This window comes from Rhizobium sp. NPDC090275, from assembly GCF_044772225.1.
Classification (GTDB): Bacteria; Pseudomonadota; Alphaproteobacteria; order Rhizobiales; family Rhizobiaceae; genus Rhizobium.
In genome coordinates, this window is sequence record NZ_JBIVYL010000005.1 from 44,288 (window position 1) to 70,137 (window position 25,850).

General features: G+C 62.9%; 24 protein-coding genes. 12 read left to right on the forward strand and 12 right to left on the reverse strand.

The genetic code is table 11. From position 1 onward, the window contains the following. The first annotated feature begins 2 nt into the window (after positions 1 to 2). The 5 genes from ACIQUB_RS14000 to ACIQUB_RS14020 are packed head-to-tail and all read left to right on the forward strand — an operon-like array spanning position 3 to position 5,760. The gene (locus ACIQUB_RS14000; protein ID WP_113235872.1) at positions 3 to 1,169 is read left to right on the forward strand and encodes an ABC transporter permease; all 1,167 of its coding nucleotides are present in this window, start codon (positions 3 to 5) and stop codon (positions 1,167 to 1,169) included. Next, positions 1,166 to 2,110 carry an ABC transporter ATP-binding protein gene (locus ACIQUB_RS14005; protein WP_047507184.1) on the forward strand — a complete coding sequence of 315 codons (945 nt, stop codon included), beginning with the start codon at positions 1,166 to 1,168 and terminating at the stop codon, positions 2,108 to 2,110. The genes ACIQUB_RS14000 and ACIQUB_RS14005 overlap by 4 nt, the downstream gene beginning before the upstream one ends. Continuing rightward, positions 2,107 to 2,856, forward strand: a complete 750-nt coding sequence (locus ACIQUB_RS14010) for an ABC transporter permease (protein WP_113235871.1) — start codon at positions 2,107 to 2,109, stop codon at positions 2,854 to 2,856. Before ACIQUB_RS14005 ends, ACIQUB_RS14010 begins: the two co-directional genes overlap by 4 nt. Before the next feature lie 45 nt (positions 2,857 to 2,901). Continuing rightward, positions 2,902 to 3,297, forward strand: a complete 396-nt coding sequence (locus tag ACIQUB_RS14015) for a VOC family protein (protein ID WP_113235886.1) — start codon at positions 2,902 to 2,904, stop codon at positions 3,295 to 3,297. Positions 3,298 to 3,306: 9 nt separating this feature from the next. After that, the gene (locus tag ACIQUB_RS14020; protein WP_113235870.1) at positions 3,307 to 5,760 is read left to right on the forward strand and encodes a glycoside hydrolase family 2 protein; all 2,454 of its coding nucleotides are present in this window, start codon (positions 3,307 to 3,309) and stop codon (positions 5,758 to 5,760) included. Between the two features lie 110 nt (positions 5,761 to 5,870). Here the strand turns inward: ACIQUB_RS14020 and ACIQUB_RS14025 are convergent, their stop codons facing one another. Continuing rightward, a complete protein-coding gene (locus tag ACIQUB_RS14025) occupies positions 5,871 to 6,263 on the reverse strand; it encodes a PRC-barrel domain-containing protein (protein ID WP_113235869.1) in 393 nt (130 codons plus the stop codon). Between the two features lie 271 nt (positions 6,264 to 6,534). On the opposite strand from ACIQUB_RS14025, the gene ACIQUB_RS14030 reads away from it, so the two are divergent. Beyond that, positions 6,535 to 8,235 (forward strand): long-chain fatty acid--CoA ligase, encoded by a 1,701-nt coding sequence (locus ACIQUB_RS14030; protein ID WP_113235868.1) that lies wholly within the window; start codon positions 6,535 to 6,537, stop codon positions 8,233 to 8,235. A 418-nt stretch (positions 8,236 to 8,653) separates the two neighbouring features. Then, positions 8,654 to 10,279 (forward strand): glucose-6-phosphate isomerase, encoded by a 1,626-nt coding sequence (gene pgi / locus ACIQUB_RS14035; RefSeq protein ID WP_113235867.1) that lies wholly within the window; start codon positions 8,654 to 8,656, stop codon positions 10,277 to 10,279. A gap of 98 nt (positions 10,280 to 10,377) precedes the next feature. On the opposite strand, the gene ACIQUB_RS14040 is transcribed toward pgi, so the two are convergent. Both ACIQUB_RS14040 and ACIQUB_RS14045 read right to left on the reverse strand, forming a co-directional pair. Further along, on the reverse strand, positions 10,378 to 10,521 hold the full coding sequence (locus ACIQUB_RS14040; RefSeq protein ID WP_402930347.1) for a hypothetical protein: 144 nt from the start codon (positions 10,519 to 10,521) through the stop codon (positions 10,378 to 10,380). A 96-nt stretch (positions 10,522 to 10,617) separates the two neighbouring features. Further along, positions 10,618 to 11,481 carry a DMT family transporter gene (locus tag ACIQUB_RS14045; protein ID WP_113235866.1) on the reverse strand — a complete coding sequence of 288 codons (864 nt, stop codon included), beginning with the start codon at positions 11,479 to 11,481 and terminating at the stop codon, positions 10,618 to 10,620. Positions 11,482 to 11,592: 111 nt separating this feature from the next. On the opposite strand from ACIQUB_RS14045, the gene ACIQUB_RS14050 reads away from it, so the two are divergent. Then, complete coding sequence (locus tag ACIQUB_RS14050) at positions 11,593 to 13,002, forward strand: PLP-dependent aminotransferase family protein (protein WP_113235865.1); 1,410 nt, start codon at positions 11,593 to 11,595, stop codon at positions 13,000 to 13,002. A gap of 89 nt (positions 13,003 to 13,091) precedes the next feature. Continuing rightward, a complete protein-coding gene (locus ACIQUB_RS14055) occupies positions 13,092 to 13,886 on the forward strand; it encodes an alpha/beta fold hydrolase (protein WP_113235864.1) in 795 nt (264 codons plus the stop codon). A 3-nt stretch (positions 13,887 to 13,889) separates the two neighbouring features. Here the strand turns inward: ACIQUB_RS14055 and ACIQUB_RS14060 are convergent, their stop codons facing one another. Next, positions 13,890 to 14,816: a carbohydrate kinase gene (locus ACIQUB_RS14060; RefSeq protein WP_112981960.1), complete on the reverse strand. Its 927-nt coding sequence runs from the start codon at positions 14,814 to 14,816 to the stop codon at positions 13,890 to 13,892. A 91-nt stretch (positions 14,817 to 14,907) separates the two neighbouring features. Beyond that, complete coding sequence (locus ACIQUB_RS14065; protein ID WP_111561624.1) at positions 14,908 to 15,597, reverse strand: orotate phosphoribosyltransferase; 690 nt, start codon at positions 15,595 to 15,597, stop codon at positions 14,908 to 14,910. A gap of 434 nt (positions 15,598 to 16,031) precedes the next feature. Here ACIQUB_RS14065 and ACIQUB_RS14070 point away from each other — a divergent pair, with 434 nt between their 5' ends. Next, positions 16,032 to 16,934 (forward strand): GGDEF domain-containing protein, encoded by a 903-nt coding sequence (locus ACIQUB_RS14070; RefSeq protein ID WP_113235863.1) that lies wholly within the window; start codon positions 16,032 to 16,034, stop codon positions 16,932 to 16,934. Here the strand turns inward: ACIQUB_RS14070 and ACIQUB_RS14075 are convergent, their stop codons facing one another. After that, positions 16,935 to 17,591 (reverse strand): TetR/AcrR family transcriptional regulator, encoded by a 657-nt coding sequence (locus ACIQUB_RS14075; protein WP_113235862.1) that lies wholly within the window; start codon positions 17,589 to 17,591, stop codon positions 16,935 to 16,937. Positions 17,592 to 17,706: 115 nt separating this feature from the next. On the opposite strand from ACIQUB_RS14075, the gene ACIQUB_RS14080 reads away from it, so the two are divergent. Together ACIQUB_RS14080 and ACIQUB_RS14085 are read left to right on the forward strand one after the other, a co-directional pair. Then, positions 17,707 to 18,189, forward strand: coding sequence for an anthrone oxygenase family protein (locus ACIQUB_RS14080; RefSeq protein ID WP_113235861.1), 483 nt, complete (start codon positions 17,707 to 17,709; stop codon positions 18,187 to 18,189). 90 nt (positions 18,190 to 18,279) lie between these two features. Further along, positions 18,280 to 19,551, forward strand: a complete 1,272-nt coding sequence (locus tag ACIQUB_RS14085; RefSeq protein ID WP_113235860.1) for an MgtC/SapB family protein — start codon at positions 18,280 to 18,282, stop codon at positions 19,549 to 19,551. 10 nt (positions 19,552 to 19,561) lie between these two features. On the opposite strand, the gene ACIQUB_RS14090 is transcribed toward ACIQUB_RS14085, so the two are convergent. The 6 genes from ACIQUB_RS14090 to ACIQUB_RS14115 form a co-directional block, all read right to left on the reverse strand. Next, entirely contained in the window at positions 19,562 to 20,740 is a 1,179-nt protein-coding gene (locus ACIQUB_RS14090) for a GGDEF domain-containing protein (RefSeq protein ID WP_113235859.1), read from the reverse strand. A 182-nt stretch (positions 20,741 to 20,922) separates the two neighbouring features. Continuing rightward, positions 20,923 to 21,963 carry a dihydroorotase gene (gene pyrC / locus ACIQUB_RS14095; RefSeq protein ID WP_113235858.1) on the reverse strand — a complete coding sequence of 347 codons (1,041 nt, stop codon included), beginning with the start codon at positions 21,961 to 21,963 and terminating at the stop codon, positions 20,923 to 20,925. Positions 21,964 to 22,067: 104 nt separating this feature from the next. Next, a complete protein-coding gene (locus ACIQUB_RS14100; RefSeq protein ID WP_111561617.1) occupies positions 22,068 to 22,694 on the reverse strand; it encodes a nucleoside triphosphate hydrolase in 627 nt (208 codons plus the stop codon). Continuing rightward, positions 22,691 to 23,473 (reverse strand): ATP-binding cassette domain-containing protein, encoded by a 783-nt coding sequence (locus ACIQUB_RS14105; RefSeq protein WP_018898262.1) that lies wholly within the window; start codon positions 23,471 to 23,473, stop codon positions 22,691 to 22,693. Before ACIQUB_RS14105 ends, ACIQUB_RS14100 begins: the two co-directional genes overlap by 4 nt. After that, positions 23,473 to 24,552, reverse strand: coding sequence for an ABC transporter permease (locus ACIQUB_RS14110; protein WP_018898261.1), 1,080 nt, complete (start codon positions 24,550 to 24,552; stop codon positions 23,473 to 23,475). Before ACIQUB_RS14110 ends, ACIQUB_RS14105 begins: the two co-directional genes overlap by 1 nt. A gap of 264 nt (positions 24,553 to 24,816) precedes the next feature. Beyond that, complete coding sequence (locus ACIQUB_RS14115; protein ID WP_018898260.1) at positions 24,817 to 25,842, reverse strand: sugar ABC transporter substrate-binding protein; 1,026 nt, start codon at positions 25,840 to 25,842, stop codon at positions 24,817 to 24,819. Positions 25,843 to 25,850: the final 8 nt, after the last annotated feature.

A 25,850-nucleotide genomic window follows, 5' to 3' on the forward strand; every position in this document is an offset into this window, starting at 1 on the left:
CGATGGAAGAAACCTTAGCGGTCCGCAGACTGGACCGGCTCGGCGTCGTTCTCGTGGTCGCGGGCGTCGCGGCGGCGGCATTGCTGCCATTCATCTACGTGAAGGCGAACCGGATCGCATCGGGCAAGCCGATGTTGCTGATGCAGCTTCTGGACCAGCCCTCCGTCATCATCCTCACCCTGCTCCTCGTTTCCTCGGCCTGCGCGGTGCTGTTTCTCGAAAACGCCTATGCACGGCTTGCGATCTCGACGCTCTGTCTGGCGGCATTGCTGGCGGCGATCGGGTTCGTGGCGACGTCGTTTACACCGGAGGGCAGCACGGCGGCGCGCATGACGCCTGGCGGCGGCTTCTGGGTGCTGCTCGCGGTCACATCGCTGATCATATCGGATGCGCTGGTGAAGGTGCGGCTGAAGCCGTGGATGCGGGTCGCGGCGCTTGCTGCTTACGCCTGTCTGCTCGGTGTTTTTCTGTGGTCGGGGCTGCTTAACAGTCTCTCGATCATGCGCGAATTCGCCAATCGCGGCGATCAGTTCTGGGCCGAGGCATGGACGCATGTTGAGCTGGCCTTCGGGTCGCTGGCGATCTCGGTGGCGATCGGCCTGCCGCTTGGCATCGTCTGTTTCTGGGTGCCCAAACTCCGGGCGGCGCTCTTGCAGGGGCTGAGCCTGATCCAGACGATCCCGAGCCTCGCGCTCTTCGGCCTGCTGATGCTGCCGCTCGGCTATCTCGCGGCGCATGTGCCGCTGGCGGCGGCGCTCGGGATCAGCGGCATCGGCGCGGCCCCCGCCCTGATCGCGCTGGTGCTCTATTCGCTGCTGCCGATCGTGGCCAACACCGTCGTCGGTCTCGAGGGCGTCGATCCCGCCGTGCGCGATGCCGCCGCCGGCATGGGGCTGACGCGGCGCCAAATCCTCACCGGCATCGACCTGCCGCTGGCGCTGCCAGTCATCCTCACGGGTATCCGGATCGTGCTGGTGCAGGCGATCGGGCTGGTGACGGTGGCGGCGCTGATCGGCGGTGGCGGTTTCGGCGTCTTCATCTTCCAGGGGCTTGGCCAGACGGCCATGGACCTCGTTCTCCTCGGCGCCGTGCCGACCGTCATCTTCGCCTTCTCTTCGGCCGTCATTCTCGATGCGGTCGCCGACAGCATACGGGGACCTGCCGCATGAGCATGATCGACATCCGCAACGTCACCAAGCGCTACGGCGACACGACCGTGGTCGACAATGTGTCGATGGCGGTCGAGAAGGGCGAGATCACCGTCATCGTCGGAACCTCGGGCTCCGGCAAATCGACATTGATCCGGATGATCAACCGGCTGGTGCCGATGACGTCAGGCGAAATCCGTGTCGGCGGGCGCAACGTGGCCGACGTGCCGGAGACGGAGCTGCGCCGCAATATCGGTTACGTGATCCAAGGCAACGGTCTCTTTCCGCACCGCACGGTGGCGCAGAACATCGCGACGGTGCCGCAGCTGCTCGGCTGGGAGCGCGGCAGGATTGACGCCCGCGTCGACGAACTGCTCGGCCTCTTCAATCTCGACCCCAAATCCTTCGCCAGGAAATATCCGCACCAGCTTTCCGGCGGCGAGCAGCAGCGCGTCGGCGTTGCGCGCGCGCTGGCCGCGGGGCCGGAGGTGCTGATCATGGACGAGCCCTTCGGCGCGCTCGATCCCGTCATTCGCGGCAAGGCGCAGGACGATCTTCTGGCGATCCAGAAACAGTTCGGAACGACGATCATTCTCGTCACCCACGACATGGACGAGGCCTTCCACCTCGGCAACCGGATCGCGGTGATGCGCGGCGGCAGGCTGCTGCAATATTCGACGCCGGAGAAGATCATCACCGAACCCGCCGACCCCTTCGTGCAGCAGTTGACAGGAACGACCGACCGGGCGCTGAAGCGCATGTCGCTGTTGCCGCTGACATCGGGCATGGCGCCGGCCAAGGCCGGGCTCGACCATGGCCTGCCGCAATCGCTCAGCCTGCGCGACGCGCTGGCCGAAATGATCTGGCAGGGGATCGACGAAGCCGCCGTCGAGAACGAGAAGAAGGCGGCGATCGGGTCGATCTCGATGTCGCACCTTCTGGAGCTGGGCCGCAAGGAATGAAGCTCCTCACCGCCAATCTCTTTCGCGTCGCGGCCTTGGCGCTGCTTCTGATCCTGTTGTTCCGGACGGAGTGGCTGTCCTTCCTGCTGACGCCGCTGACCAAGAACAACGCGCCCGCCGTCTACACGCAAAGCAGCCTGCCGCTTCTGGCGCTCGGGCATCTGCAGCTGGTGCTGATCTCGATTGTCGGGAGCGCCGTGGTCGCCATTCTGGGCGGCGTCTTCGTGACGCGGCGGAGCGGCGCCGATTTCCTGCCGCTGTCGCGCGCCATCGCCAATGCCGGGCAGACCTTTCCGCCGGTCGCGGTGCTGGCGCTGGCGGTGCCGGCGATGGGCTTCGGCGCCGGGCCGACGCTGGTGGCGCTGTTTCTCTACGGGCTGCTGCCGATCTTCGAAAACACCATCTCCGGCCTGCGTCAGGTCTCCCCCGCCGTGCTCGATGCCGCCGACGGCATGGGCATGAACCCGACGCAGCGGCTGTTCCAGGTGGAACTGCCCCTGGCGCTGCCGCTGATCATCGAGGGCGTGAAGGTGGCGACCGTGATCAATATCGGAACGGCCACCATCGGCTCCACGGTGGCCGCCAAGGCGCTCGGCGAAGTGATCATCGCCGGGCTGATATCTGACAACACGGCCTTCATCCTGCAGGGCGGCCTGATCGTCGGCCTGATGGCGCTGTTGATCTATGACGCGGTGGGATTGGTGGAAAGCGCGATGACTCGAAGAATGGGCTTGCGCACGGCCTAAGGCAGCAGCTACCAAAGCGGCCTGATACGCACGATGGAGGCAGCCTTGGCCAAGATGATTCACTCGATGATCCGCGTTCTCGACGAAGCGCGCTCGGTCGAATTCTACGGCAAGGTCTTCGGGCTCGAGGTCGCCGACCGCATCGATTTCGACACCTTCACGCTGATCTATCTCAGCAACCGCGAGACCGGCTTCGAGCTTGAGCTGACCGTCAACAAGGGCCGCGTCGAACCCTATAACCTCGGTGATGGCTACGGGCATCTGGCGGTGTCGGTCGACGAGGTCGCCGTCGAGCACAAGCGGCTGACGGAAGCCGGGCTCAATCCCGGCAAGCTCACGGAGCTTAACCGCGACGGCAAGCTGCTTGCCCTGTTCTTCTTCATCACCGATCCCGACGGCTACAAGATCGAAGTCCTGCAGCGCCACGGCCGCTATCTCTAAGAGAACCCGATGATTTCCAAGACAGACCTGCATACCGGCTGGACCCTCAACTGTAACGTTGCAGGAAAGCCGGACCTGCCGAAAACGGTGCCGGCGCATGTGCCCGGATGCGTGCATCTGGACCTGCTCGCGAGCCGGCTGATCCCCGACCCCTATATCGACGTCAACGAGATCACCAATGACTGGATCGGCCGCGAGGACTGGACCTATCGCTGCCGCTTCGACGCATCGCCCGATGCCGATCTCGTGCAGGAGCTTGTCTTCGACGGGCTGGATACGGTGGCGACGATCTTGCTCAATGGCGAAGAGATCGGCCAGACGTTCAACATGCACCGCACCTACCGCTTCGACGTTTCCGATCGTCTGAAGGCCGAGGGCAACGAGCTGGTCGTGACCTTCCGCTCGGCGTACGCTTACGGCTCGGAGATGGAAGCGCATTACGGCTACCGGCCGAACAACTATCCCGGCCCCGGCAACCTGATGCGCAAGATGGCCTGCAATTTCGGCTGGGACTGGGGCCCGACGCTGGTGACGGCGGGGATCTGGAAGCCGGTGCGGCTGGAGCGCTGGGCGAAGGCGCGGCTTGCCGAAACGCTGGTTTCGGCAACGCTTGCCGGTGGAGACGGGATGGTGAAAGTGCGGGCAAAGATTGCGCGCGCTGGTGACGCCGGCGACTGCCGCATCACGGCCAGCATCGGCGGTGTCACGCATAGTGAGATCGTCGAGGCCAGGAGCGACGAGGTCAGTTTCCAGGTGCGCGTGCCCTCGCCGCAGATCTGGTGGCCGCATCATCTCGGCGCGCAGCCGCTTTATCCGCTGCGGGTTGAACTGCACGATGGCGAGAGCGATGAGCTGCTCGACCACTATGCGAAGCAGATCGGCTTCCGCTCGGTGCGGCTCGACACTTCCCCGGATGAACATGGCTCGGCCTTTACCTTCGTGATCAACGACGTGCCGCTGTTTCTCTGCGGCGCGAACTGGATCCCCGACGATTGCTTCCCCTCGCGGGTCACCGCCGAGCGCTATGCCTCGCGGATCGACGAGGCGAAGGCCGCCAACATCAACCTATTGCGGGTATGGGGCGGCGGCATCTTCGAGCGGGACGAATTTTACGAGGAATGCGACCGCGTGGGCATGCTGGTGTGGCAGGATTTCCTGTTTGCCTGCGCCTCCTATCCCGAGGAAGAGCCGCTCCGTGGTGAGGTCGAGGCGGAGGTTCGCGACAACGTCGCACGGCTGATGCCGCATCCCTCATTGATCGTCTGGAACGGCAACAACGAGAATATCTGGGGTTTCGACGAGTGGGGCTGGCGGCCGATCATCAAGGAGGGTGAGAGCTGGGGGCTTGGCTATTATCTCGATATCCTGCCGAGGCTCTGCGCCGAGCTCGATCCCGACCGCCCCTATTATCCCGGCAGTCCCTATTCCGGCACGATGGAGATCGAACCGAATGCGGATGCGCATGGATGCAAGCACATATGGGATGTGTGGAACGACGTGGGCTACGAGGTCTACCGCAACTATATCCCGCGCTTCTGCTCCGAATTCGGCTGGCAGGCGCCGCCCAACTGGGCAACGCTGGAAGAAAGCGTGCACGACGCGCCGCTGACGCCGCTCTCCAACGGCGTCTTCCATCACCAGAAGGCGACGCAGGGCAACGACAAGCTTATCCGTGGCCTGGCCGGCCATCTGCCCGAGCCTCGGACGATGAACGACTGGCATTTCGCCACGCAGCTGAACCAGGCGCGCGCCATCCGCTTCGCAGTCGAGCACATGCGCTCGCACCGCGATATCTGCAAGGGCGCGGTCGTCTGGCAGTTCAACGATTGCTGGCCGGTGACCTCCTGGGCGGCGCTGGATTCGGCCGGGCGGCGCAAGCCGCTGTGGTATGCGATGCGACAGGCTTTCGATCCCCGACTTCTGACGATCCAGCCGCGCGAAAGCGGGCTTGCGGCCGTTGCCGTCAACGAGAGGACGCTGTTCTGGCGGGCGAAGATTTCGGGCAGGCGGCTGCGGCTCGATGGGACTGTGCTTGCCGAGTTCGAATTCTGGCGGCTGCTTTGCGACCGGTTCGAGGCGAAGGCATTCACGCTGCCCGAGGATATCGCGACCGCCGACGATCCCGGCAATGAAGTGATCGTCGTCGACATGCTGGACCGGCGGGCGTTTCACTATTTTGTCGAGGATATCGACCTCAAGCTGCCGAAGCCGGAGATGAGGATAGAGGTCAGCAAACGGGAGAGTGGGTACGCGGTCGCGGTGACCGCCGTCAACCTGCTGAAGGATCTCTGCCTGATGGCCGATCGTCTCGATCCGGATGCGGTGGTGGATACGATGCTGACCACGCTCTTGCCGGGCGAGACGCATGTGTTTGAAGTGGAGACGCGGGCGGCGATCGGTGTGGCTGATATCGTGGTGGGGACGGTTCTGCGCTCGGCCAACGATCTCGTGTCAGCGGGTTGAGATAGACCAAAGCACTCATGCAAAAACCTCCGACTTTCGCCGGAGGTTTTTGTGGCCGTCGGTGGGTCCCGCACGCGGCGGGACCCTTCCGTTCCGGCCTCGCGGGAGACTTACATCCAGTAGGGCGGCACGCCGTAGTAATCGTAGACCCGGCGGCCGTTGTCGTTGTACCAGGTGTCGTCATCATCCGCGTAGCTTGGCGCGCCTTCGATCTGTTCCTTGGTCAGATCGATGCGGTAGCCATCCAGCTGCGTGTCGTAGGACAGCTTATCCCAGGGCAGCGGATAGTGGTCGTGGCCGATGCCCATGAAGCCGCCGAAGCTAAGCACGGCATAGGCGACGCGGCCGTCCCTCTTGCCGAGGATCAGGCGCTCGATCGAGCCGATATGCTTGCCATCGGCGCCGTAGACGCGGGTGCCTTCCACACGGTCGCTGGCGATCAGCGAATGCGTATCCTTGACGTTCGGGTCACGGAGGGGCTTGTCGTTGTCCTGTTGCAGCATGTCTCTACTCCCTTTCGGTTGGTTCCTCGTGCCTGGCCTCTGCTCCTCGTGCCAAGCGTATGAATTGAAAACGTCGCCCGATGCCCGTTGTTCCCGAATTTGATCCGCAATTTTGGCGGGCGCCGTAATATTGACGTTTACGTCAAGGTTATTGTAGCCTGATGCTGCTTGAACCATTCGAGCAATGACATAAGCTGCCGTATTGGAGGATGGAGGATCATCCAATAGTTTCGACGGGCGCCCCGCCGGCAGCGACAGGGAGAGAGACACGATGAACAGCATTTCCGCCCATCCTGGCGGTGAAAGGCCCGACAAGCTGTGGCTTGCCACCTATCCGGCGATCGTACCGGCCGAGCTTCCGGCGCTGGAATACGAATCACTGGCGGAGCTGCTTGAGAAATCCTGCGCGCGCTATGCCGACCGCATCGCTTTTTCCAGCATGGGCAAGACGCTCACCTACCGCCAACTGGAAAGCCAGACACGCAAGGTCGCGGCATGGCTGCAGGCAAGCGGACTGCAGAAGGGCGATCGCGTGGCGGTGATGATGCCGAACGTGCTGCAGAACCCGATCGCCGTCTACGGCATCCTGCGCGCCGGGCTCGTGGTGGTGAACGTCAACCCGCTCTATACGCCGCGCGAACTGGAGCATCAGCTGCGCGATGCCGGCGCCAAGGCGATCTTCGTTCTGGAAAACTTCGCCCACACCGTTCAGCAGGTGCTTGGCCATACAGATGTGCGCCATGTGGTGGTGACTTCGCTCGGCGAAATGCTGGGCGCCAAGGGGCTGATCGTCAATCTGCTCGTGCGCAAGGTGAAGAAGCTCGTTCCCGCGTGGTCTATCCCCCGGCACAAGACATTCAAGCAGGTGCTTGGCGAGGGCGACGGCGCGGCGCTGAAGCCATCAGGTCTTGTTGGCAGCGACATCGCCTTCCTGCAATATACCGGCGGCACGACTGGCATCGCCAAGGGTGCGGTGCTCACGCACAAGAACCTCTTGTCGAACAAGCTGCAGCTGGAACTCTGGCTGAAGTCCGCTTTCGAGAAGCGCCAGCGGCCGGATGTGCTGAACTTTCTCTGCGCGCTGCCGCTCTACCATATCTTCGCGCTGACGGTGAATTCGCTGATGGGCATGTCGCTCGGCGCGCATAACATTCTCGTCGCGAACCCGCGCGACATCCCTGCCCTGGTGCGCGAATTCGCGAAGTCGAACGTCCATGTCTTTCCCGGGCTCAACACGCTGTTCAACGCGTTGATGAACAACCCCGATTTCGCCAAGGTGGATTTCTCCTCGCTGGTGATTTCGCTGGGCGGCGGCATGGCCGTTCAGAGGCCGGTGGCCGAGCGCTGGCTGACGATCACCGGCAATCACATCACCGAAGGGTACGGGCTTTCCGAGACGTCGCCCGTCGCCACCGCCAACCGCTTCGATTCGCCCGAATTCACCGGCGCGATCGGCCTGCCGATCTCGTCTACCGATCTCGATATCCGCAACGAGGATGGCGCGTCGCTGCCGCTCGGCGAGGTTGGCGAGATCTGCATTCGCGGGCCGCAGGTGATGGCCGGGTACTGGAACAAGCCGGATGAGACGGCGCGCGCCATGACCCCCGACGGCTATTTCCGCACCGGCGACATGGGCTTCATGGATGCCCGCGGCTACACCAAGATCGTCGACCGCAAGAAGGACATGATCCTTGTCTCCGGCTTCAACGTGTATCCGAACGAGATCGAGGAAGTGGCGGCAATGCACCCGGGCATCCTGGAGGCGGCAGCCGTCGGCGTGGCCGATGGGCATTCCGGCGAGGCGGTGAAGCTCTTCGTGGTGCGCAAGGATCCTGCTCTGACGGAGGCGGATGTGAAGGCGCATTGCGTGGCCAACCTCACCAACTACAAGCGGCCGCGCTTCATCGAGTTCCGTACCGAGCTGCCGAAATCGCCGGTCGGCAAGATCCTGCGCAAGGATCTGCGAGCGTAATATTTCACAATTGAGCACAACCCAAAACTGTGCTGCTATCCGCTTGTTTTGAGGCAGAAGCAGCACAGGCCGCGGCAATGCGGCCTATCGGCGAGGATGGGCCGCGCCGACTTCGGCAAGAGCCTTGCCATCAGAACGGGAGGTGATGATATGTGGTTTCGACCGCTTAGCGTCACGCTTATGGTAAGGAAAACCCGGACGAGCTGGTCACTCAGCGTCCGGGTCACATTCCAAAGAACATAAGCGCAGCAGGTGGAGTTACCGCTCCGCCTGCAACCTCTCCAATATAGCCCGACTGCGCTGGCGCATCAAGCGCGACGTGCGCACGCTTTTTATGAATAGTTTCAGACATAACTTGATTTGCACCCGGTAAAGCGAATAGTTTCCGCGACCCTCACGCCCTGCAAAGGAGCCTCCCATGAATGCCATCGTCGACCAACTGAAAAGCACCGCGGCTGCCACCAAGGCCACCGATATCCGTGCTGCCTTCGCGGCCGATCCGAAACGCTTTTCGCGCTTCACCGCCTCGCTCGACGACCTCCTGATGGATTTCTCGAAGACGGCCGTGAACGACGAAGTGCTGGCCCTTCTGGTCAAGCTCGCCGAAACCGGTGGCGTCGAAGCCAAGCGCGACGAGATGTTCTCGGGCAATGCGATCAACTTCACCGAAAACCGCGCGGTGCTGCACACGGCCCTTCGCAACCGTTCGAACACCCCGGTTCTCGTCGACGGCAAGGACGTAATGCCTGACGTCAACGGCGTTCTCGCGGCCATGGGCAAGTTTGCCGACGGCATTCGCTCGGGCGCGCTGAAGGGTGCTACCGGCAAGAAGATCACCGACGTCATCAACATCGGCATCGGCGGCTCCGACCTCGGCCCCGTGATGGCGACGCTGGCGCTGGCACCTTATCATGACGGCCCGCGTGCGCACTTCGTTTCCAACATCGACGGCGCGCATATCGCCGACATCCTGAAGCTGGTGCAGCCGGAAACGACGCTGTTCATCGTCGCGTCCAAGACCTTCACCACCATCGAGACGATGACGAACGCCCAGACGGCGCGCAAGTTCGTCGCCGATGCGCTCGGCGAAGCCGCCGTCCAGCATCACTTCGCAGCCGTATCGACCGCGCTCGACAAGGTTGCCGCCTTCGGCATCGAGAGCGAGCGCGTGTTCGGCTTCTGGGATTGGGTCGGCGGTCGCTACTCGATCTGGTCGGCCATCGGCCTGCCGCTGATGATCGCCGTCGGTCCTGAGAACTTCGGCAAGTTCCTCGACGGCGCGCATTCGATCGACAACCATTTCCGCACGGCGCCGATCGCCAAGAACCTGCCGATCCTGCTCGGCCTGATCGGCTTCTACAATCGCAACGTTCTCGGCTACGCCACCCGCGCGATCCTGCCCTACGACCAGCGCCTGTCGCGTTTCCCTGCCTACCTGCAGCAGCTCGACATGGAATCGAACGGCAAGGGCGTCACCATCGACGGCACGCCGGTCGAGGGCAATTCCGGTCCTGTCGTCTGGGGCGAGCCCGGCACCAACGGCCAGCACGCCTTCTACCAGCTGATCCACCAGGGCACGAGCGTGATCCCGGCCGAGTTCATGATCGCCGCCAACGGCTTCGAGCCGGAACTGCGCCACCAGCACCAGCTCTTGATGGCAAACTGCATCGCGCAGTCGGAGGCGCTGATGAAGGGCCGCACCTTCGAGGAAGCCAAGAAGCAGCTGACCGACAAGGGCATGGACGACAAGCAGGCCGATTTCATCGCGCCGCACCGCGTCTTCACCGGCAACCGCCCGTCGATCACCTTCGTCTATGACAAGCTGACGCCGTTCGCATTCGGCCGCCTGGTCGCACTCTATGAACACCGCGTCTTCGTTGAAGGCGTGCTGTTCCGTATCAACTCCTTCGACCAGTGGGGCGTGGAGCTCGGCAAGGAACTGGCGACCGGCCTGCTGCCCGTTATCGAAGGCAAGGAAAGCGCTGCCGGCCACGATTCGTCGACGCAGGGCCTCGTTGCCGAACTGGCGAAGCTCGCGAAGTAACAAGCGCAACGCTCAAACGACGCTCCCGTGGTTACCGCCGCGGGAGCGTTTTCTATTTGGCTAATATGACTGCCCTCAGGACCACCTCTTGGTGGCGGTCAGGGCCTGGCGCCCTTGCCTGAAGGTACGGTGCTCGCGGCCTGCTTGACCTGCGAGCCCTGCTGCGAGGTGACTGCCGGAGCGGACTTGTCTTTCTTCGGCTTGCGCGCTTCACGCGTGCCGCGGAGTTGACCCTTTGCCATTTCAAGCTCCCTGGTTTGGCCACATCGAGCGATGTGACGCCAACCAGCAGGCGCGCTTACGTGGCAAAATGCAAACCCATTCTCACCTGCAACGCTCTATCGGGCGAACTTCTTGGCGCCGGCGACGCAGCCGACGATGGCGATGGTGACGACGAGCATGATCGGGCTCACCTGCTCGTGCAGCAGCGTTGCCGCCAGGAGCAGGCCGAAGAAGGGCTGCAGCAGCTGCAGTTGGCCGACACCCGCAATGCCGCCCTGCGCCAAACCGCGATACCAGAAAAAGAAGCCGATCAGCATGCTGAACAGCGAGACATAGACGAGGCCCGCCCAGGCCGGCATTTCGATCGCCGCAAAGGACGGTGGTAGATTGAAAAGTGCGAGCGCGAGCATGACGGGCAGCGAGAGAACCAGCGCCCAGGAGATGACCTGCCAGCCGCCGAGCCTGCGCGACAGCTTGGCGCCCTCGGCATAGCCCAGCCCGCAGGCGATGATGGCGGCCAGCATCAGGAGATCGCCGAGCGGGGCTGCGGTTACGCCCTGCGACAGGGCAAAGCCGGCGACGAGCGCACTGCCGAGACAGGAGAAGATCCAGAAGGCCGGCTGCGGACGCTCGCCACCCCTGATGACGCCGAAGATCGCTGTCGAGAGCGGCAGCAGGCCGATGAAGACGATGGAGTGCGCCGAGGTGATGTGGGTGAGCGCCAGCGCCGTCAGCAGCGGAAAGCCGATGACGACGCCGAAGGCGACGATAACAAGCGACAGGAGATCGCTCGCAGCCGGCCGCTTCTCGCGAAACAGAAGGAGCAGCGCCAGCGCGATCAGCCCGGCGATCGCCGCACGGGCGACGGTCAGGAAGACGGGATCGAACCCCATCACCGCCATGCGCGTCGCGGGCAGCGAGCCGCTGAAAATCAGGACACCGATAAAACCATTCAACCAACCGGCCGCCGTGCGGTCCATGACACACTCCTTCACGATCAATAGCCACCTTATGACCCCTCGCGGCGTGGCCATGCCAGTGACGGTGTGGTACGGTTTCGTCAAACTGTTGTGCATCGGAGAGCAGTACGGATGGCCGATAACGTGATCGTCGGAACGACCCGCGTGGCGATGGTGATGAACACGATCAAGCAGCGCATCGCCGGCCGCAGCCTGACGGCGGGGGCTAAGCTGCCTTCGGTGCGGGCGCTCGCGGGGTCGCTGAAGATCTCGACCTCGACCGTCGTCGAGGCCTATGAGCGGCTGGTTGCCGAGGGCGCGATCCTGTCGCGGCCGGGCTCCGGCTTTTACGTCGCCAACCAGGCCGCGCCTTTCGCGCTGTCGGAAGTCGGGCCACGGCTCGATCGCGAGATCGATCCCTTCTGGGTGTCGCGGCAGTCTCTGGAGGCGGGTGATATCGGGCTGAAGCCCGGCTGCGGCTGGCTGCCGCCGGCGTGGCTGCCGGAGGATGGCGTTCGGCGCGCCGTTCGGTCGCTTGCGCGCGCCGATGGGCCGGTGCTGCTTGCCTATGGATCGCCTCTCGGATTGCCGCCGCTCAGGCAGCTGATCGCGCGGCGCATGGCCGACAAGGGGATCGGCGCCTCGCCCGACCAGATCATCCTGACGGAATCAGGCATCCAGGCGATCGACCTGCTCTGCCGCTTCCTGATCGAACCGGGCGATACCGTGATGGTCGACGATCCCTGCTATTTCAATTTCCACGCCTTGCTTCGCGCCCACCGCGCCAAGATCGTCAGCGTGCCCTATACGCCCTCCGGCCCCGATATCGACGCCTTCGCCCGCACGGTCGCCGAGCACCGGCCGAAGCTCTATGTGACCAATTCGGCGCTGCATAACCCGACCGGCGCGATCCTCTCGCCGGTGACGGCGCATCGGGTGCTGAAGATCGCCGAGCAGTTCGACCTGACGATCATCGAGGACGATATCTTCGCCGATTTTGAGCATATCACGGCGCCACGCCTTGCCGCCTTCGACGGGCTGGATCGGGTCATCCATATCGGCAGTTTCTCGAAGACGCTGTCGGCCTCGGCGCGCTGCGGCTTCATCGCCGCCAAGCCGGAGTGGATCGGCGGGCTGACGGATCTGAAGATCGCCACCTCGTTCGGCGGCGGGCGTCATGCGGCGCAACTGGTGTTGAGCGTGCTCAGCGACGGCAGCTACCGAAAGCATATCGAGACACTGCGTAGCCGGCTGTCGAAGACCATGTTCGATGTTTCGACGAGGTTGAAAAACCTCGGCATCGTGCCCTGGATAGAGCCGCAGGCGGGGATGTTCCTCTGGTGCCGGTTGCCTGACGGGATCGACGCCGCCGATGTGGCGCGCGCCGCACTGGAGCGGGACGTTGTGCTGGCGCCCGGCAACGCGTTCAGCCTGTCGCAGACGGCGACGGATTTCATGCGGTTCAATGTTTCGCAGACGGAAGACCCGAAAGTGTTCGAGGTGCTGCGCGAGGCCATGCAGGCGGCGCGAGGTAAGGCTTAGTTCGGGCGGCGCGGTGATTATTTCGGTGGAGGTGTCGAGATGGGGCCGCGTCATCCGTCTAAAGACAGTGAGGGATTGGGAGGACCGACATGACTGACGACGAGCTGGAGCGATTTGCGGCGCAGGGAGCGGAGGCGCTGCCTGACGGTGAAGACGGCGTGGTCACGCATGATGGCGCCGATATCTGGTACAGCGCCTATGGCTCCGGGCCGGCTGTGATTCTGCTGCATGGCGGGCTCGGGAACAGCGGCAACTGGGGCTACCAGGTGCCGGCGCTGTTGCGATCAGGGCGGCGCGTGGTGGTGATCGACAGCCGTGGACATGGCCAGAGCACGCGGGACGGCAAGCCCTACACCTACGAGCTGATGGCATCGGACGTGCTTGCGGTGATGGATCATCTGGATATCCAGAAGGCAGCGCTTGTCGGCTGGAGCGATGGGGCGTGCACGGCGCTCATTCTCGCCGACAGGCACCCCGAGCGCGTCGACGGCGTGTTCTTCTTCGCCTGCAGCATGGACCCGTCGGGCGTAAACCCCTTCGTGCCGACGCCTGTGATCGACCGCTGCTTCAATAGGCATCGGATGGATTACGAGGCGCTGTCGCCGACGCCGGATCAGTTCGACCGCTTTGTCGAGGATGTGAGCCTGATGATGTCGACCGAGCCGAATTATTCGGCGGCCGATCTGAACCGCATCCGTGTGCCGGTGGCGGTGGCGCTCGGCGACAAGGACGAGTTCATCAAGCCGGAGCATGCCGCCCATTTGGTGCGCAGCATCCCCGGCGCGACCTTCATTCCGCTTGAAGGCGTGAGCCACTTCGCGCCGCTGCAGCGGCCCGATGATTTCAATCGGACCGTGCTTGGCTTTCTGGATCAGTTGCCCTGAGGGTTAGAGGCCGATTTCATTGGCCCATGGCGGGTTGGCGCCGGCGCGGGAGACCGTGACGGCGGCGGCCTTGGCGCCGAGCGAGAGCGCGTTCTGCAGTGCCTTTTCGTCGAGCGAGGCGACCTCAGCCTTGGTGAGCAGGCCATCCATTTTCAGCGAGGCGAGAACGCCGGCATCAAACGTATCGCCGGCACCGACGGTATCGACAACAGTGACGCGCTGGCTGGGAACGGTGACCTTGCGCTCGCTGGTGTAGCCCGTCGCGCCCTCGGCGCCCTTGGTGATGACAACCAGCTTGGCGCCGTGCTGCAGCCAGTGGGCGGCAAGATCGTCATGGCTGCCATCCATGCCGAACCATTCCAGGTCCTCATCGGAGAATTTCAGGATATCGGACTTGGCGGCCATGCGCTTGATGCGCGCCATGTGCGCCTGCTTGTCCTTGATGAAGCCGGGGCGGATGTTCGGGTCAAGCGAGATGACGCGCTTGGCCGCCTCGCGGTCGAGCAGCGCCTCGTAGGTTTCGCCACACGGGCTGGGGATCAGGCTGATGGCGCCGAAATGCAGCGCCTCGCAATCATCGCCGAGAACGGGAAGATCGTCGGTCGTGATCATGCGGCCGGCGGTGCCTTCGTCATAGAAAGCGTAGGTCGCCTGGCCGTTGACCAGCTTGACGAAGGCGAGCGTCGAGGGACGCTGCGCGATGGCGCAGAGGCTGAAGTCGACATTGCTCGCCTTCAGCGTATCGCAAAGGATTTCGCCCATCATGTCGTCGGCGAGACCCGTGAAGAAAGACGTCTGAATGCCCAGGCGCCCGAGCGCGATCGCCGTGTTGAATATGGCGCCGCCGGCATAGGGCGCAAAGCCCTTTTCGCCGAGCGTCGTCTCCCGCGGCAGCATGTCGATCAACGCTTCTCCACAGCACAAAATCATGTCCGTCTCCCAAGGGCATTACGATCTGTCGATGCCCAATTGGATTAGATAACTTCGTGGTAAAAGCAAAGCGCCGTGAGCAATTATTCACTCAAAGTGATGAAATACCGCCGTTGCGGCCGGACCATGCGAGCGGCGCGTCGAGGAAGGATTCCACCTCGTTCAAGGTGTTCTGATCGAACAGCTGCTGCTCCTTGGCGACGGCGAGAACATCGCGCCACGTGGCGATATAGTGCAGCTTGACCTTGCCATCGGCAAAGCGCAACGCGCCTTCATCGAAGATGCCGTAGTAGAAGAGCGCGATGCCGTGATCGACCACACCGCCGGCGTCGCGCACCGCATCGATGAACTTGAACATGCTGCCGCCCGCCGTCGTCAGGTCCTCGATGACCAGCACGCGCGAACCCTCTGGCATGTTGCCCTCGATCTGGGCGTTGCGGCCGTGACCCTTCGGCTGCTTGCGGACATAGATCATCGGCAGGCTGAGACGATCGGCGAGAAGGGCGGCAAAGGGGATGCCCGCGGTTTCGCCGCCGGCGATGCAATCGAACTTCTCGAAGCCCGCTTCGCGCAGCACGACGCTGGCGGCGAAATCCATCACCGTCGAGCGGATGCGCGGGAAGGAGAGAAGCTTGCGGCAATCGATATAGACGGGGCTCGCCATGCCGGAGGCGAACTTGTAGGGCTGGGTGGCATTGAAGTGAACGGCCTTGATCTCCCAGAGCATCTTGGCCACCAGTTCGGCCATGACTTTGCGGTCTGTGAATGTTGCCTGGATCATCGTTCTCTCCTTCGCCGGGATCTTGTGCTCAAACTTATGGGCCAATAGCAGCAAGTGGGGCAAGTTTCCAGAACGCGCGAGGCTCAAACGCAAGAATGGCAATTGCACGCGCCTGCGTTGCCGTTGGTGCCGCTTCTCGCTCTGTTAATTTCGCCGCTCAACGGGTGCGCCGCAGCACGGCCATTTCACCGTTTGCGCGAGGCGTATCCCGCGATGAAAACCATCGCTGGTATTTCCGTTGCGGACAACTTAAATTTCCACAACCTGTTCATAATTTTAGACATTCATCATACATATTGTTCAGCAGGGACTTGCATCGAGCCCCATGCCCGATGAAGCCCAGAACGCTCAAATTTGAATGATTTCGTTAACAACGGGGTGAAACTTCCCGCGCCATTTTCGCTGCGCCCAAAGACACCATGAAGGAGTCCAGAATGCGCCTCACGAGGTTCACACCGTTCCAGCAGTTCAACCAATCGCTGACCCTCAAGATCTTCTCCATTTGCTTTGTCTCGACGCACGTGCCGCTGCTGGCGCTCGTCGTCTATCTCGTCACCGGCTTTCGGAGCGAGGCGACGCCTGTACTGGTCCTCGTGCTGGCGGCGACGCTGATCGGGACTGCCTTTTGCCTGGCCTGCGTTTGGGCGTTCATCCGGCCGCTGCACCAGATCGCCGGCGTGGTCGAGACCTACCGTTCCACCGGCGTCGTGAAATCGGTGCGCAGCAAGCGCAAGGACGAGGTTGGTATCGTCACGAACGGGATCTCGATCCTGATCAAGGAACTCGACGCGACGCTGGCGCAACTGCGCCGCCAGGCGACGACAGACGTTCTAACCGGCCTCGGCAACCGCCGCTGGCTGAAGGATATCGGGGCACTTGAGATTGCCCGCGCCGCACGCGAGCGCACGCCGATCTCCGTCGTGGTCTTCGATCTCGATCACTTCAAGTCGATCAACGACCAGTTCGGTCATGATGTCGGCGACCAGGTGCTGGTCATGGCCGGCGCCACGATCCAGCACAATCTGCGGCCCTATGACATCGCCGCGCGCATCGGCGGCGAGGAGTTCTGCCTGGTATTGCCGCGCACCGATATCGATGTCGCCGTCAGCATCGCCAACAGGCTGCGCATGCAGTTCGAAAGCAAGGCCGTCGGCCCGCTGCCGGCCAAGCGCGTGACGGCAAGCTTCGGCGTCTATCGCGGCGACCCCGCCAGCGAAACGCTGAAGTCCATGCTGATGGCGGCGGACCGGGAGCTTTATGCCGCCAAGAACGGCGGTCGCAACGCGGTTCGTTCTGCGGTCGCATTGTCGATCCGGGACACGAAAATGCGTGCCTGATCACTCCGCTACCAGTTCACCGATATCGGCGGGCAGCATCTTCTTGTAGAGCGCGATTGCTGCCCGTCCCTCGTCCTCGCTCAACGCGGCGGCATATCTGACCGCCGCCGCCAGGAGCTGCATGACGAGCCTCGCAAGCGCGAGCAAGGCTGGCTTGCGACGATCCGGATAGACCCTCACCAGCACGCCAAGCAGCGCCTGGGAGTGAAACTCCATATCGTCGGCATCGATTTCCTGCAGCAGCCGATCCGCCTGGGTGGCGAACCATATGTCGCGCATGACGGGCTCGCTGCGGAAGAAGGCGTGGTACTCGTCGGCGATCCGGCAGAGCGCGATACGCAGCGTGGCGGCATCCGTTGCGTCCGCAAGCGCCGCGACCACACAGGCGCGCCCCTCCTCGTTGAAGCGCTCGGCCAGCGTCGCGAAGATCGAGCTCCTATCCGGGAAATACTGGTATAGCGCGCCGAAGGAGAGATCGGCCTTTTCGACGATTTCGCTCATCTTCAGCGCATCGCTTCCCTTCGCCTCGATCAGCTGCGTGGCAACAGCGAGAATCTTTTCGAAGCGCTCGCGGCCTCTTTGCTGGCGGGGAATACGCCGGGGCTGCCTTGTGGCGCCCGTCTTGGTTCGCGATCCCGCCGCCGCCTCGTCCGCCATCCAACACTCCATTCCGGTTGACAGGAGAAATAAGAGAGTTTATCTCATTTTGCAAATGAGAGAGTTTCTCTGTTATTGGCTTTTGGCTTGGTAGCCAAAATGGGAGGTCATCGGCATGGCAATCATTCTCGTATTGGCACTTGTCGCCGCCGCGATCGGCAGCGGGCTCGTCGCCGGCACATTCTTCGCGTTCTCGACGTTCGTGATGCCAGCGTTTTCGCGCATACCGACGGAACAGGGGATCGCGGCGATGAACTCGATCAATGTCACCATCCTGCGCTCGCCCTTCATGATGCTGTTCGTGCCGACGGCAATTCTCTGCCTGTTGATCGGCGTGCTCGCGGTGATGAGCTGGCGGGAGGGGGCGAGCCTCTGGATGCTCGCCGGCGCCGTCATCTACATCGTCGCCTCTTTCGCCTCGACCATCATCTTCAACGTGCCGATGAATGATGCGCTAGGGCAGGTTTCAGGCAACGGTCCCGAGGCATCGGCACTGTGGCAGGGCTACCTTCGCGACTGGACGTGGTGGAACCATGTGAGGACCGTGGCTTCGCTTTTGGCATCGGCCGCGTTCGTTCGGGCACTGATGCTGATCTGATCGCGCAACCGAGCGTCGCTATCTCTAATGCGCCAATGGTTTCAGATGTTTGCGCTTGCTTAGCGGCGCGGCGGCGATATCGTGCAGTATATGGAACATATCGAAGTCTTCCGCCGTCTCGGCGTGGCGCTTGCCATCGGTCTGCTCGTCGGCGTCGAGCGGGGCTGGACCGAGCGCGACGTGCGCGTCGGCGGACGCACCGCTGGACTTCGCACCTTTGGTCTCACCGGCTTCCTCGGCGGCATTGTCGGCACGCTGCAGCCGCTGACCGGCCCGTTTTTCCCGGCCACGATCGCGGTGCTTCTCGGGGTCGTCTATATCGCCGGCAAGTGGCAGGAAGCGATCGAGGACAAGGATTACGGCATTACCTCGATCATCGCCGCACTTTGCGTCTTCGCGCTCGGCATGCTCGCCACGCTTGGCGATCTCATCACGGCGGGAGCCGGCGCGGTTGTGGTGACCGTCGTGCTCGCGGCCCGCACCAGCCTTCACGGTTTCCTGCAGGGGCTGACCTGGGTGGAACTCCGCTCGGCGCTGATGCTGCTTGCCATGACCGTGATCGCCCTGCCGCTGCTGCCCGACAAGCCGTTGGACCCCTGGGGCGCGCTCAATCCGTACGCACTCTGGCTTCTGACGATTACCATCGCTGCGCTCTCCTTTGCCGGCTATGTGGCGATACGGCTCATGGGATCGAGCCGCGGGATATTGCTTGCGGGCGCTGCCGGTGGGCTTGTCTCGTCCACCGCGCTGACGCTCTCCTTCGCGCGCTACTCGATGGAGGCCCCGCAAGGGGCGCGACATCTGGCGGCGGGTGCGGCGATTGCTGGCGCGCTCTCCTTCGCGCGCGTTCTCGTCATTGCGAGCGCGCTTTCGCTGAGCATGCTGGTGCCGCTCTCCTCGGCACTCGTCCCCGCCATCATCGGCTTCCTGGCGACCAGCCTGTTTCTGGCCTGGCGATCAGGCTCAAGCACGCAGGCGCCGGAGATCGGGCTCACCAATCCGTTCGAACTGAAGACGGTGATTTCGTTTGCGCTGCTACTCGGCCTGATCAGCCTCGTCTCAAAGATGGCGACGGAATATGTCGGCGCATCGGCGCTCTATGTCGTCGCTGCCATCTCGGGTCTTGTCGACGTGGACGCGATCACGCTCTCCACCGTACGCCTCGTCGGATCGGCGATCAGCGCCACGACGGCGGCCGATGTCACGCTGATTGCCGTGTTCGTCAACATGGTCACCAAGGTTGCGCTCGCTTTTACCGCGGGGCGCCGAGAATATGCCGTGACACTCGGCCTAGCCTCGGCGGTCGCCATCCTTTTCGGCGCGGTCGGCTATCTCTCCACGCGCGGGATTTGGGCTGTCTGAGGCGAGCCGATCAGGAGGCGGTGCGGGCGGTGTCCGTGGGGACGGCCTGCAGGTGGCTCGCAAGCTCGACGCGATTGCGGCCGGCGCGCTTGGCCGCGTAGAGCGCCTTGTCGGCAGCGGTCAGCATGGCGTCGAATGGCAGCGGCTTGGTGCGGCCGGAAGCGACGCCGACGCTGACGGTACATTTGCAGATCTCGCCGTCGATATCGAGTTCGCGTCCCTCGAAGGCCTTGCGGATGCGCTCGGCCACGACTTCGGCGCGGCCTGGCATGACCTCGTGCAGGACCATCGCGAACTCTTCACCGCCGAGGCGCGCAACCGTGTCGCTCAGCCGGCAGCTCGCGGTCAATTCGGCCGCAAAGACCTTCAGCACGCGGTCACCGACCGTGTGACCGAAGTTGTCGTTGATCGACTTGAAATGATCGATGTCGAAAACCAGTACCGCCGTGGTCGGGCCCATGACGCCGGCGCCGTGGCGATCGAACAAGGCGCGGCGATTGAGCAGGCCGGTCAGCGGATCGGTTGCGGCATCGATGCGGTGGCGGGCGGCCATGCGCCATTGGTGCAGGGCCAGAGACAGCGCGCCGATGCCGGTCATGCTGGCGATGCAGACGGCGAGGCTCAAATCCTCCGACCAGTTGTCGGGGGCAGCACCCAGAACAAGCTTGCCCTGATAGATCAGGACGGCGGCGCAGAGGACGAAAGAGAAGCCAGTCAGGCAATAGAGGCTGGTGATGCCCGTCAGCGGGACGATCGCTTCGGCGCGGGCGCGCCAATACTGGTAGGCCGTGGCGAACAGGAAGGAAGCTATGGCGATATTGTCCATGATGAAGGACAGGCCGTCATAGCCCAGCAACATCGGCAATGCGGTCGCCACCACCGCCACGGCGGCGAAGGCCGCGATACGCGCGTGTGGCAATGCTCCTGTCCGGAACTGGCAGCCGGCACCCCAGACGATCGCAAATCCGGGGAAGAGCAGCGCGAAGCAGACAACGCCGACGATCGCGTTCGGCTTATCGACATAGATGCCATAGGCAAAGATGCCGCTGACAATCAGGATCAGGCCGACCCCACAGGCCAGCAGAAATGTTTCGGTCCGCCGGGCAATCCAGCTCGCCAGCAAAGTAATGGCGAGACAAGTCGCCGAGACCGCCAACGCGGTCAGCAATGAATTATAGTCAAGCGTCATGCTTTGAGCTCCGCGGCTTCTGCCACGCTTTCGTTTTAAGAAAATGGGATTCGCCCGACAGCGAATGTGTTATCAATTTCGTTAAAAAAACATGTATTTAAAGCTTAGATGTTAGCGCAGTAACATATCTCGACGGATGCGCATCCTTCTTCCAGTAAAAAATGAGGGGTTTACGAGCGCTATTAGCGCTCGACATCCCAATGAAGCGGGAACATGGGGTCGAATACCGTGACGGGACCGGCGCCGGTCTCGATCTTGGCCGGGAACGACACGGGCTCAGCGCGCTTCACCAGCGTTATTACTTCTTCGTTTATCGGAAGGCCGTACCAGGCAGGACCGTTCAGCGAGGCGAAGGCTTCCAGTTTGTCGATGGCATTGTCCTGTTCGAAGACGTGGGCAAGGCAGCTCATCGTGTTGATCGAAGTATAGATGCCGGCGCAGCCGCAGCCGCATTCCTTCAGCGGATCGACATGCGGCGCGGAATCGGTGCCGAGGAAAAAGCGCGCATCGCCGCTCGTGGCTGCCTGGCGCAGCGCCACACGGTGGTGTTCGCGCTTGGCGACCGGCAGGCAGTAATAATGCGGGCGAATGCCGCCGACGAGGATGGCGTTGCGGTTGATGATCAGGTGGTGGGTGGTGATCGAGCCTGCGAGGTTGCGCTCGGCCGACTTGATGTAGTCGATGCCGTCCTTCGTCGTGACGTGTTCCATCGTCACCTTCAGTTCCGGCAGGCGCTTGCGCAACGGATCGAGCACGGTTTCGATGAAGACGGCTTCGCGATCGAAGATATCGACATCCGATGTCGTGACTTCACCATGGACGCAAAGCGGAAGGCCGATCTTGGCCATACGTTCCAGCACCGGCATGGCCTTGTCGATATCGCGTACGCCGCCATGCGAATTGGTGGTGGCGCCGGCGGGGTAGAGCTTGACGGCGGTGATCAGGCCGCTGGCCTTGCCCTTCTCCACATCATCGGGATCGGTGTGCTCCGTGAGATAAAGCGTCATCAGTGGCTCGAAGCGGTCGCCCTTCGGTAGCGCAGCCATGATGCGGCCGCGATAGGCCTCGGCATCCGCTGTCGTGACAACCGGCGGCACGAGGTTCGGCATGATGATGGCGCGGGCGAAGTCGCGGCTCGAATCGGCGATCACGCCTTCCAGCATGGCGCCATCACGCAGGTGAAGATGCCAATCATCGGGGCGGCGGATGGTGATCGATTGCATGACTGTAACTCCGGCAAGGCTGCGCTTTAGGGCTCAGCCTTGGGAATTACATCCAAGCATGGGGGATGGCAAATGGTTTGCCCATCGCTACCGGGCAAATGCGATCAGGCGATCTCGAGCGTGACGTCGGCGCGGCGGCGGTTGCCGAGAATGAGGCGGCCGTTCGGAAGGTCGTTCTCGTAGACCTTGCGAGCAGACTCCTCCTCGCTCAGCTTGTAGCCGCGCCAGCGCGCCCACAGCCGCTCTTCCAGAACCTCGATCGGTGGGGCGAGCATGATCGAATAATCGAACACGCCTTCCAGCTCCGCCCACTTGCCGAGGCTGAAAAGCAGGTAGTTGCCCTCGACGATGATGAAGCGATGCTCCGGGCCGATGGGACGCGCCGAGGCGATGGCAAGCTCACGCGAGCGATCGAACACCGGCACCAGCACTTCCTGGTCGGCCAGGCGAACGGCGCGGATGATATCGAGGAAGCCGCGCACGTCGAAGGTTTCGGGGATGCCCTTGCGGGCAAGCTGGCCGCGCTCGATCAGGATGGCATTGTCCATGTGGAAGCCGTCCATCGGCAGCACCGCCGCCGTTTCGCCGCCGGCGCGCAAGGCGTCGGCGATGTGGTCTGCCATGGTGGATTTGCCGGCGCCGGGCGGACCGGCGATGGCGATCAGAAAGCGCTTCGCGTCGCCGGCGCGGGCAAGAACCTCGCCGGCGATATCCTCGATCGTCATCGTCATGCGGCAACAGGCTCCGTAGGAACTGACTTGGCGCCGGTCATGAAGGCGACGGCATCCGACATTGTGTATTCCTTCGGATTGATCACCGTCAAGCGACGGCCGAGGCGGTGGATGTGGATGCGGTCGGCCACCTCGAAGACATGCGGCATGTTGTGCGAAATGAGCACGATCGGGATGCCGCGAGAACGGACGTCGAGGATGAGTTCCAGCACGCGCCGGCTCTCCTTGACGCCCAGGGCCGCCGTCGGCTCGTCGAGGATGATAACCTTGGAGCCGAAGGCAGCCGCACGGGCAACCGCCACGCCCTGGCGCTGGCCGCCGGAGAGGGTCTCGACCGCCTGGTTGATGTTCTGGATGGTCATCAGGCCAAGCTCGGTGAGCTTCTGCCGCGCCATCTTTTCCATCGCGGAATGATCGAGCTTGCGCATGAATTTGCCCATGAAGCCCGGTTTGCGGATTTCGCGGCCGAGGAACATGTTGTCGGCGATCGAGAGCGCCGGCGACAAGGCAAGGTTCTGGTAGACGGTTTCGATGCCGGCCTTTCTGGCTTCCATCGGCGAATGGAAGTTGATCGGCTGGCCCTCGAGGCGGATCTCGCCTTCATCGGGGCGGATGGCGCCGGAGATCGCCTTGATGAGCGAGGACTTGCCGGCGCCGTTATCGCCGATCACGGCCAGGATTTCGCCCGGATAGAGATCGAAGTCGGCATGATCGAGGGCGGTGACGCGGCCGTAGCGCTTGACGAGACCACGCGCCATGAGAAGGGGTTCGGTAGCCATCAGCCTGCTGCCTTTCTGATCCACTGGTCGATTGCGACGGCGACGATGATGAGGACGCCGATCAAGAGGTAGGTCCATTGCACGTCCGTGCCGAGCAGGCGCAGACCGAGCGAGAAGACGCCGACGATGAGCGCGCCGAACATCATGCCGAGCACGGAGCCGCGGCCGCCGAAGAGCGAGATGCCGCCGATTACCACCGCGGTGATGCTTTCGATGTTGGCGAACTGGCCGGCGGTCGGCGATACCGAGCCGATGCGGCCGATAAGGGCCCAGCCGGCGAGCGCGCAGATGATGCCAGAGAGCACGTAGACCGAGATCAGCATGCGCTTGACGTTGACACCCGATAGTTCTGCTGCCTCAGGATCGTCACCCACTGCATAGAGATGGCGGCCCCAGGGCGTGTGGTTGAGCACGTACCAGAGGAAGGCCACGAGCAGCACCATGGCGATGACGCCATAGGTGAAGACCGCGCCGCCGATGCGGAACGTATCACCGAAGAGCTGCAGGAGCGGCGCCGTGGTTTCGATTTCCTGGGCGCGGATCGTCTCGTTGGCGGAGTAGAGGAAGTTCGTCGCGAGAACGATCTGCCACATGCCGAGCGTGACAATGAAGGGCGGCAGCTTCATGCGGGCGACGAGCCAGCCATTGATGAAGCCGCAGAGCGCGCCGACGGCAAAGCCACAGAGGATCGCGAGCTCGACCGGAAGGCCATAGCGGAAGACGAACTGGCCCATGACGACCGAGGACAGCACCATGATGGCGCCAACCGAAAGATCGATGCCTGCCGTCATGATGACCAGCGTCTGCGCGGCGCCGACGATGCCCGTGATCGCCACCTGCTGAAGGATGAGCGTCAGCGAGAAGGCGGAGAAGAACTTGGTGCCCAACAGGGCGCCGAAGATGACCAGCGACAGCACGAGCACGATCAGTGATACCGCCGATGGGCTCGAATGCAGGAAATGCCGGAACTTCTGAAGGAAACTCTTGTCGTCCGTGTCGAACGAGGCGACGTCGGTCGAACTGTCCTTGAGGACTTTTTCGTAATCGTGATGCGGCGATGCCGCGGTTGGCTCACTCATGGATGTTCCTCCCGGAATCCTGTCCGCCGTGCGTGCGCGGGACGATTGCATGTGAGTGGTGGTCTTTCCCCAGGCCTGCCTTGCGGCCGCCTGGGGTCACAGTCGATGCATCGGGAAAGTCCCCCTCTGGCCTGCCGGCCATCTCCCCCACAAGGGGGGAGAAGACTTGCGGCGCCCACCTGCCCCAATCGAGGCTCAGCGGGTCCGGCCGGGTTAGCCCTCCCCCTTGTGGGGAGGGTTGGGAGGGGTCTTAGGCCCGATCGCTTAGCCCCAGCACTTGCCCAGGCCTTCCTTGGTGTCGATCGACTTGACGCCGGAGACCGGCTTGTCGGTAACGAGCGTCACGCCGGTGTCGAAGAAGTTCTTGCCTTCGGTCGGCTTCGGCTTTTCGCCGCTGTCGGCGAACTTCTTGATCGCCTCGATGCCAAGCGCTGCCATCTGCAGCGGGTACTGCTGCGAGGTGGCGCCGATGACGCCATCGGCAACGTTCTTGACGCCTGGGCAACCACCGTCGACGGAGACGATCAGCACGTCCTTCTCGCGGCCGACAGCCTTCAGCGCTTCATAGGCGCCGGCTGCAGCCGGCTCGTTGATGGTGTGGACGACGTTGATGGTCGGATCCTTCTGGAGAAGGTTTTCCATCGCGGTACGGCCGCCTTCTTCGTTGCCGTTGGTGATGTCGTGGCCGACGATGCGCTTGTCATCCTCGTCGCCGATCTTGTTCGGGTCCTTCGGGTCGATGCCGAAGCCCATCATGAAGCCCTGGTCACGGAGCACGTCGACGGACGGCTGCGACGGCGTCAGGTCGAGGAAGGCAACCTTGGCGTCCGCAGCCTTGTCACCCAGCGTTTCCTTGGCCCACTGGCCGATCAGCTTGCCGGCGAGCAGGTTGTCGGTGGCAAAGGTCATGTCGGCGCTGTCGATCGGCTCAAGAGGGGTGTCGAGCGCGATGACGAGCAGGCCGGCGTCGCGGGCCTTCTTGACGTTCGGCACGATGCCCTTGGTGTCGGACGCAGCAATCAGGATACCCTTGGCGCCATCGGCGATGCAGGTCTCGATCGCGGCGACCTGGCTTTCACTGTCACCGTCAATCTTGCCGGCATAGGACTTCAGGTTGACGCCGAGTTCCTTGGCCTTTGCGGTCGCGCCTTCCTTCATCTTGACGAAGAAGGGGTTGGTGTCGGTCTTGGTGATCAGGCAGGCGGAAACGTCCGCGGCCTTTGCAGGCGCCGAGAAGGCGACGCCGAGGGCCAGCGCGGCGAGCGCTGCGGAAAGCACTGATTTCTTCATTTACTCCT

Excerpts from the sequence above, each read along its gene's own strand:
- ACIQUB_RS14000 (WP_113235872.1), top strand. The coding sequence starts at position 3 with ATGGAAGAAACCTTAGCGGTCCGCAGACTGGACCGGCTCGGCGTCGTT.
- ACIQUB_RS14005 (WP_047507184.1), top strand. The coding sequence starts at position 1,166 with ATGAGCATGATCGACATCCGCAACGTCACCAAGCGCTACGGCGACACG.
- ACIQUB_RS14010 (WP_113235871.1), top strand. The coding sequence starts at position 2,107 with ATGAAGCTCCTCACCGCCAATCTCTTTCGCGTCGCGGCCTTGGCGCTG.
- ACIQUB_RS14020 (WP_113235870.1), top strand. The coding sequence starts at position 3,307 with ATGATTTCCAAGACAGACCTGCATACCGGCTGGACCCTCAACTGTAAC.
- ACIQUB_RS14025 (WP_113235869.1), bottom strand. The coding sequence starts at position 6,263 with ATGCTGCAACAGGACAACGACAAGCCCCTCCGTGACCCGAACGTCAAG.
- ACIQUB_RS14030 (WP_113235868.1), top strand. The coding sequence starts at position 6,535 with ATGAACAGCATTTCCGCCCATCCTGGCGGTGAAAGGCCCGACAAGCTG.
- pgi (WP_113235867.1), top strand. The coding sequence starts at position 8,654 with ATGAATGCCATCGTCGACCAACTGAAAAGCACCGCGGCTGCCACCAAG.
- ACIQUB_RS14040 (WP_402930347.1), bottom strand. The coding sequence starts at position 10,521 with ATGGCAAAGGGTCAACTCCGCGGCACGCGTGAAGCGCGCAAGCCGAAG.
- ACIQUB_RS14045 (WP_113235866.1), bottom strand. The coding sequence starts at position 11,481 with ATGGACCGCACGGCGGCCGGTTGGTTGAATGGTTTTATCGGTGTCCTG.
- ACIQUB_RS14050 (WP_113235865.1), top strand. The coding sequence starts at position 11,593 with ATGGCCGATAACGTGATCGTCGGAACGACCCGCGTGGCGATGGTGATG.
- ACIQUB_RS14055 (WP_113235864.1), top strand. The coding sequence starts at position 13,092 with ATGACTGACGACGAGCTGGAGCGATTTGCGGCGCAGGGAGCGGAGGCG.
- ACIQUB_RS14060 (WP_112981960.1), bottom strand. The coding sequence starts at position 14,816 with ATGATTTTGTGCTGTGGAGAAGCGTTGATCGACATGCTGCCGCGGGAG.
- ACIQUB_RS14065 (WP_111561624.1), bottom strand. The coding sequence starts at position 15,597 with ATGATCCAGGCAACATTCACAGACCGCAAAGTCATGGCCGAACTGGTG.
- ACIQUB_RS14070 (WP_113235863.1), top strand. The coding sequence starts at position 16,032 with ATGCGCCTCACGAGGTTCACACCGTTCCAGCAGTTCAACCAATCGCTG.
- ACIQUB_RS14075 (WP_113235862.1), bottom strand. The coding sequence starts at position 17,591 with ATGGCGGACGAGGCGGCGGCGGGATCGCGAACCAAGACGGGCGCCACA.
- ACIQUB_RS14080 (WP_113235861.1), top strand. The coding sequence starts at position 17,707 with ATGGCAATCATTCTCGTATTGGCACTTGTCGCCGCCGCGATCGGCAGC.
- ACIQUB_RS14085 (WP_113235860.1), top strand. The coding sequence starts at position 18,280 with ATGGAACATATCGAAGTCTTCCGCCGTCTCGGCGTGGCGCTTGCCATC.
- ACIQUB_RS14090 (WP_113235859.1), bottom strand. The coding sequence starts at position 20,740 with ATGACGCTTGACTATAATTCATTGCTGACCGCGTTGGCGGTCTCGGCG.
- pyrC (WP_113235858.1), bottom strand. The coding sequence starts at position 21,963 with ATGCAATCGATCACCATCCGCCGCCCCGATGATTGGCATCTTCACCTG.
- ACIQUB_RS14100 (WP_111561617.1), bottom strand. The coding sequence starts at position 22,694 with ATGACGATGACGATCGAGGATATCGCCGGCGAGGTTCTTGCCCGCGCC.
- ACIQUB_RS14105 (WP_018898262.1), bottom strand. The coding sequence starts at position 23,473 with ATGGCTACCGAACCCCTTCTCATGGCGCGTGGTCTCGTCAAGCGCTAC.
- ACIQUB_RS14110 (WP_018898261.1), bottom strand. The coding sequence starts at position 24,552 with ATGAGTGAGCCAACCGCGGCATCGCCGCATCACGATTACGAAAAAGTC.
- ACIQUB_RS14115 (WP_018898260.1), bottom strand. The coding sequence starts at position 25,842 with ATGAAGAAATCAGTGCTTTCCGCAGCGCTCGCCGCGCTGGCCCTCGGC.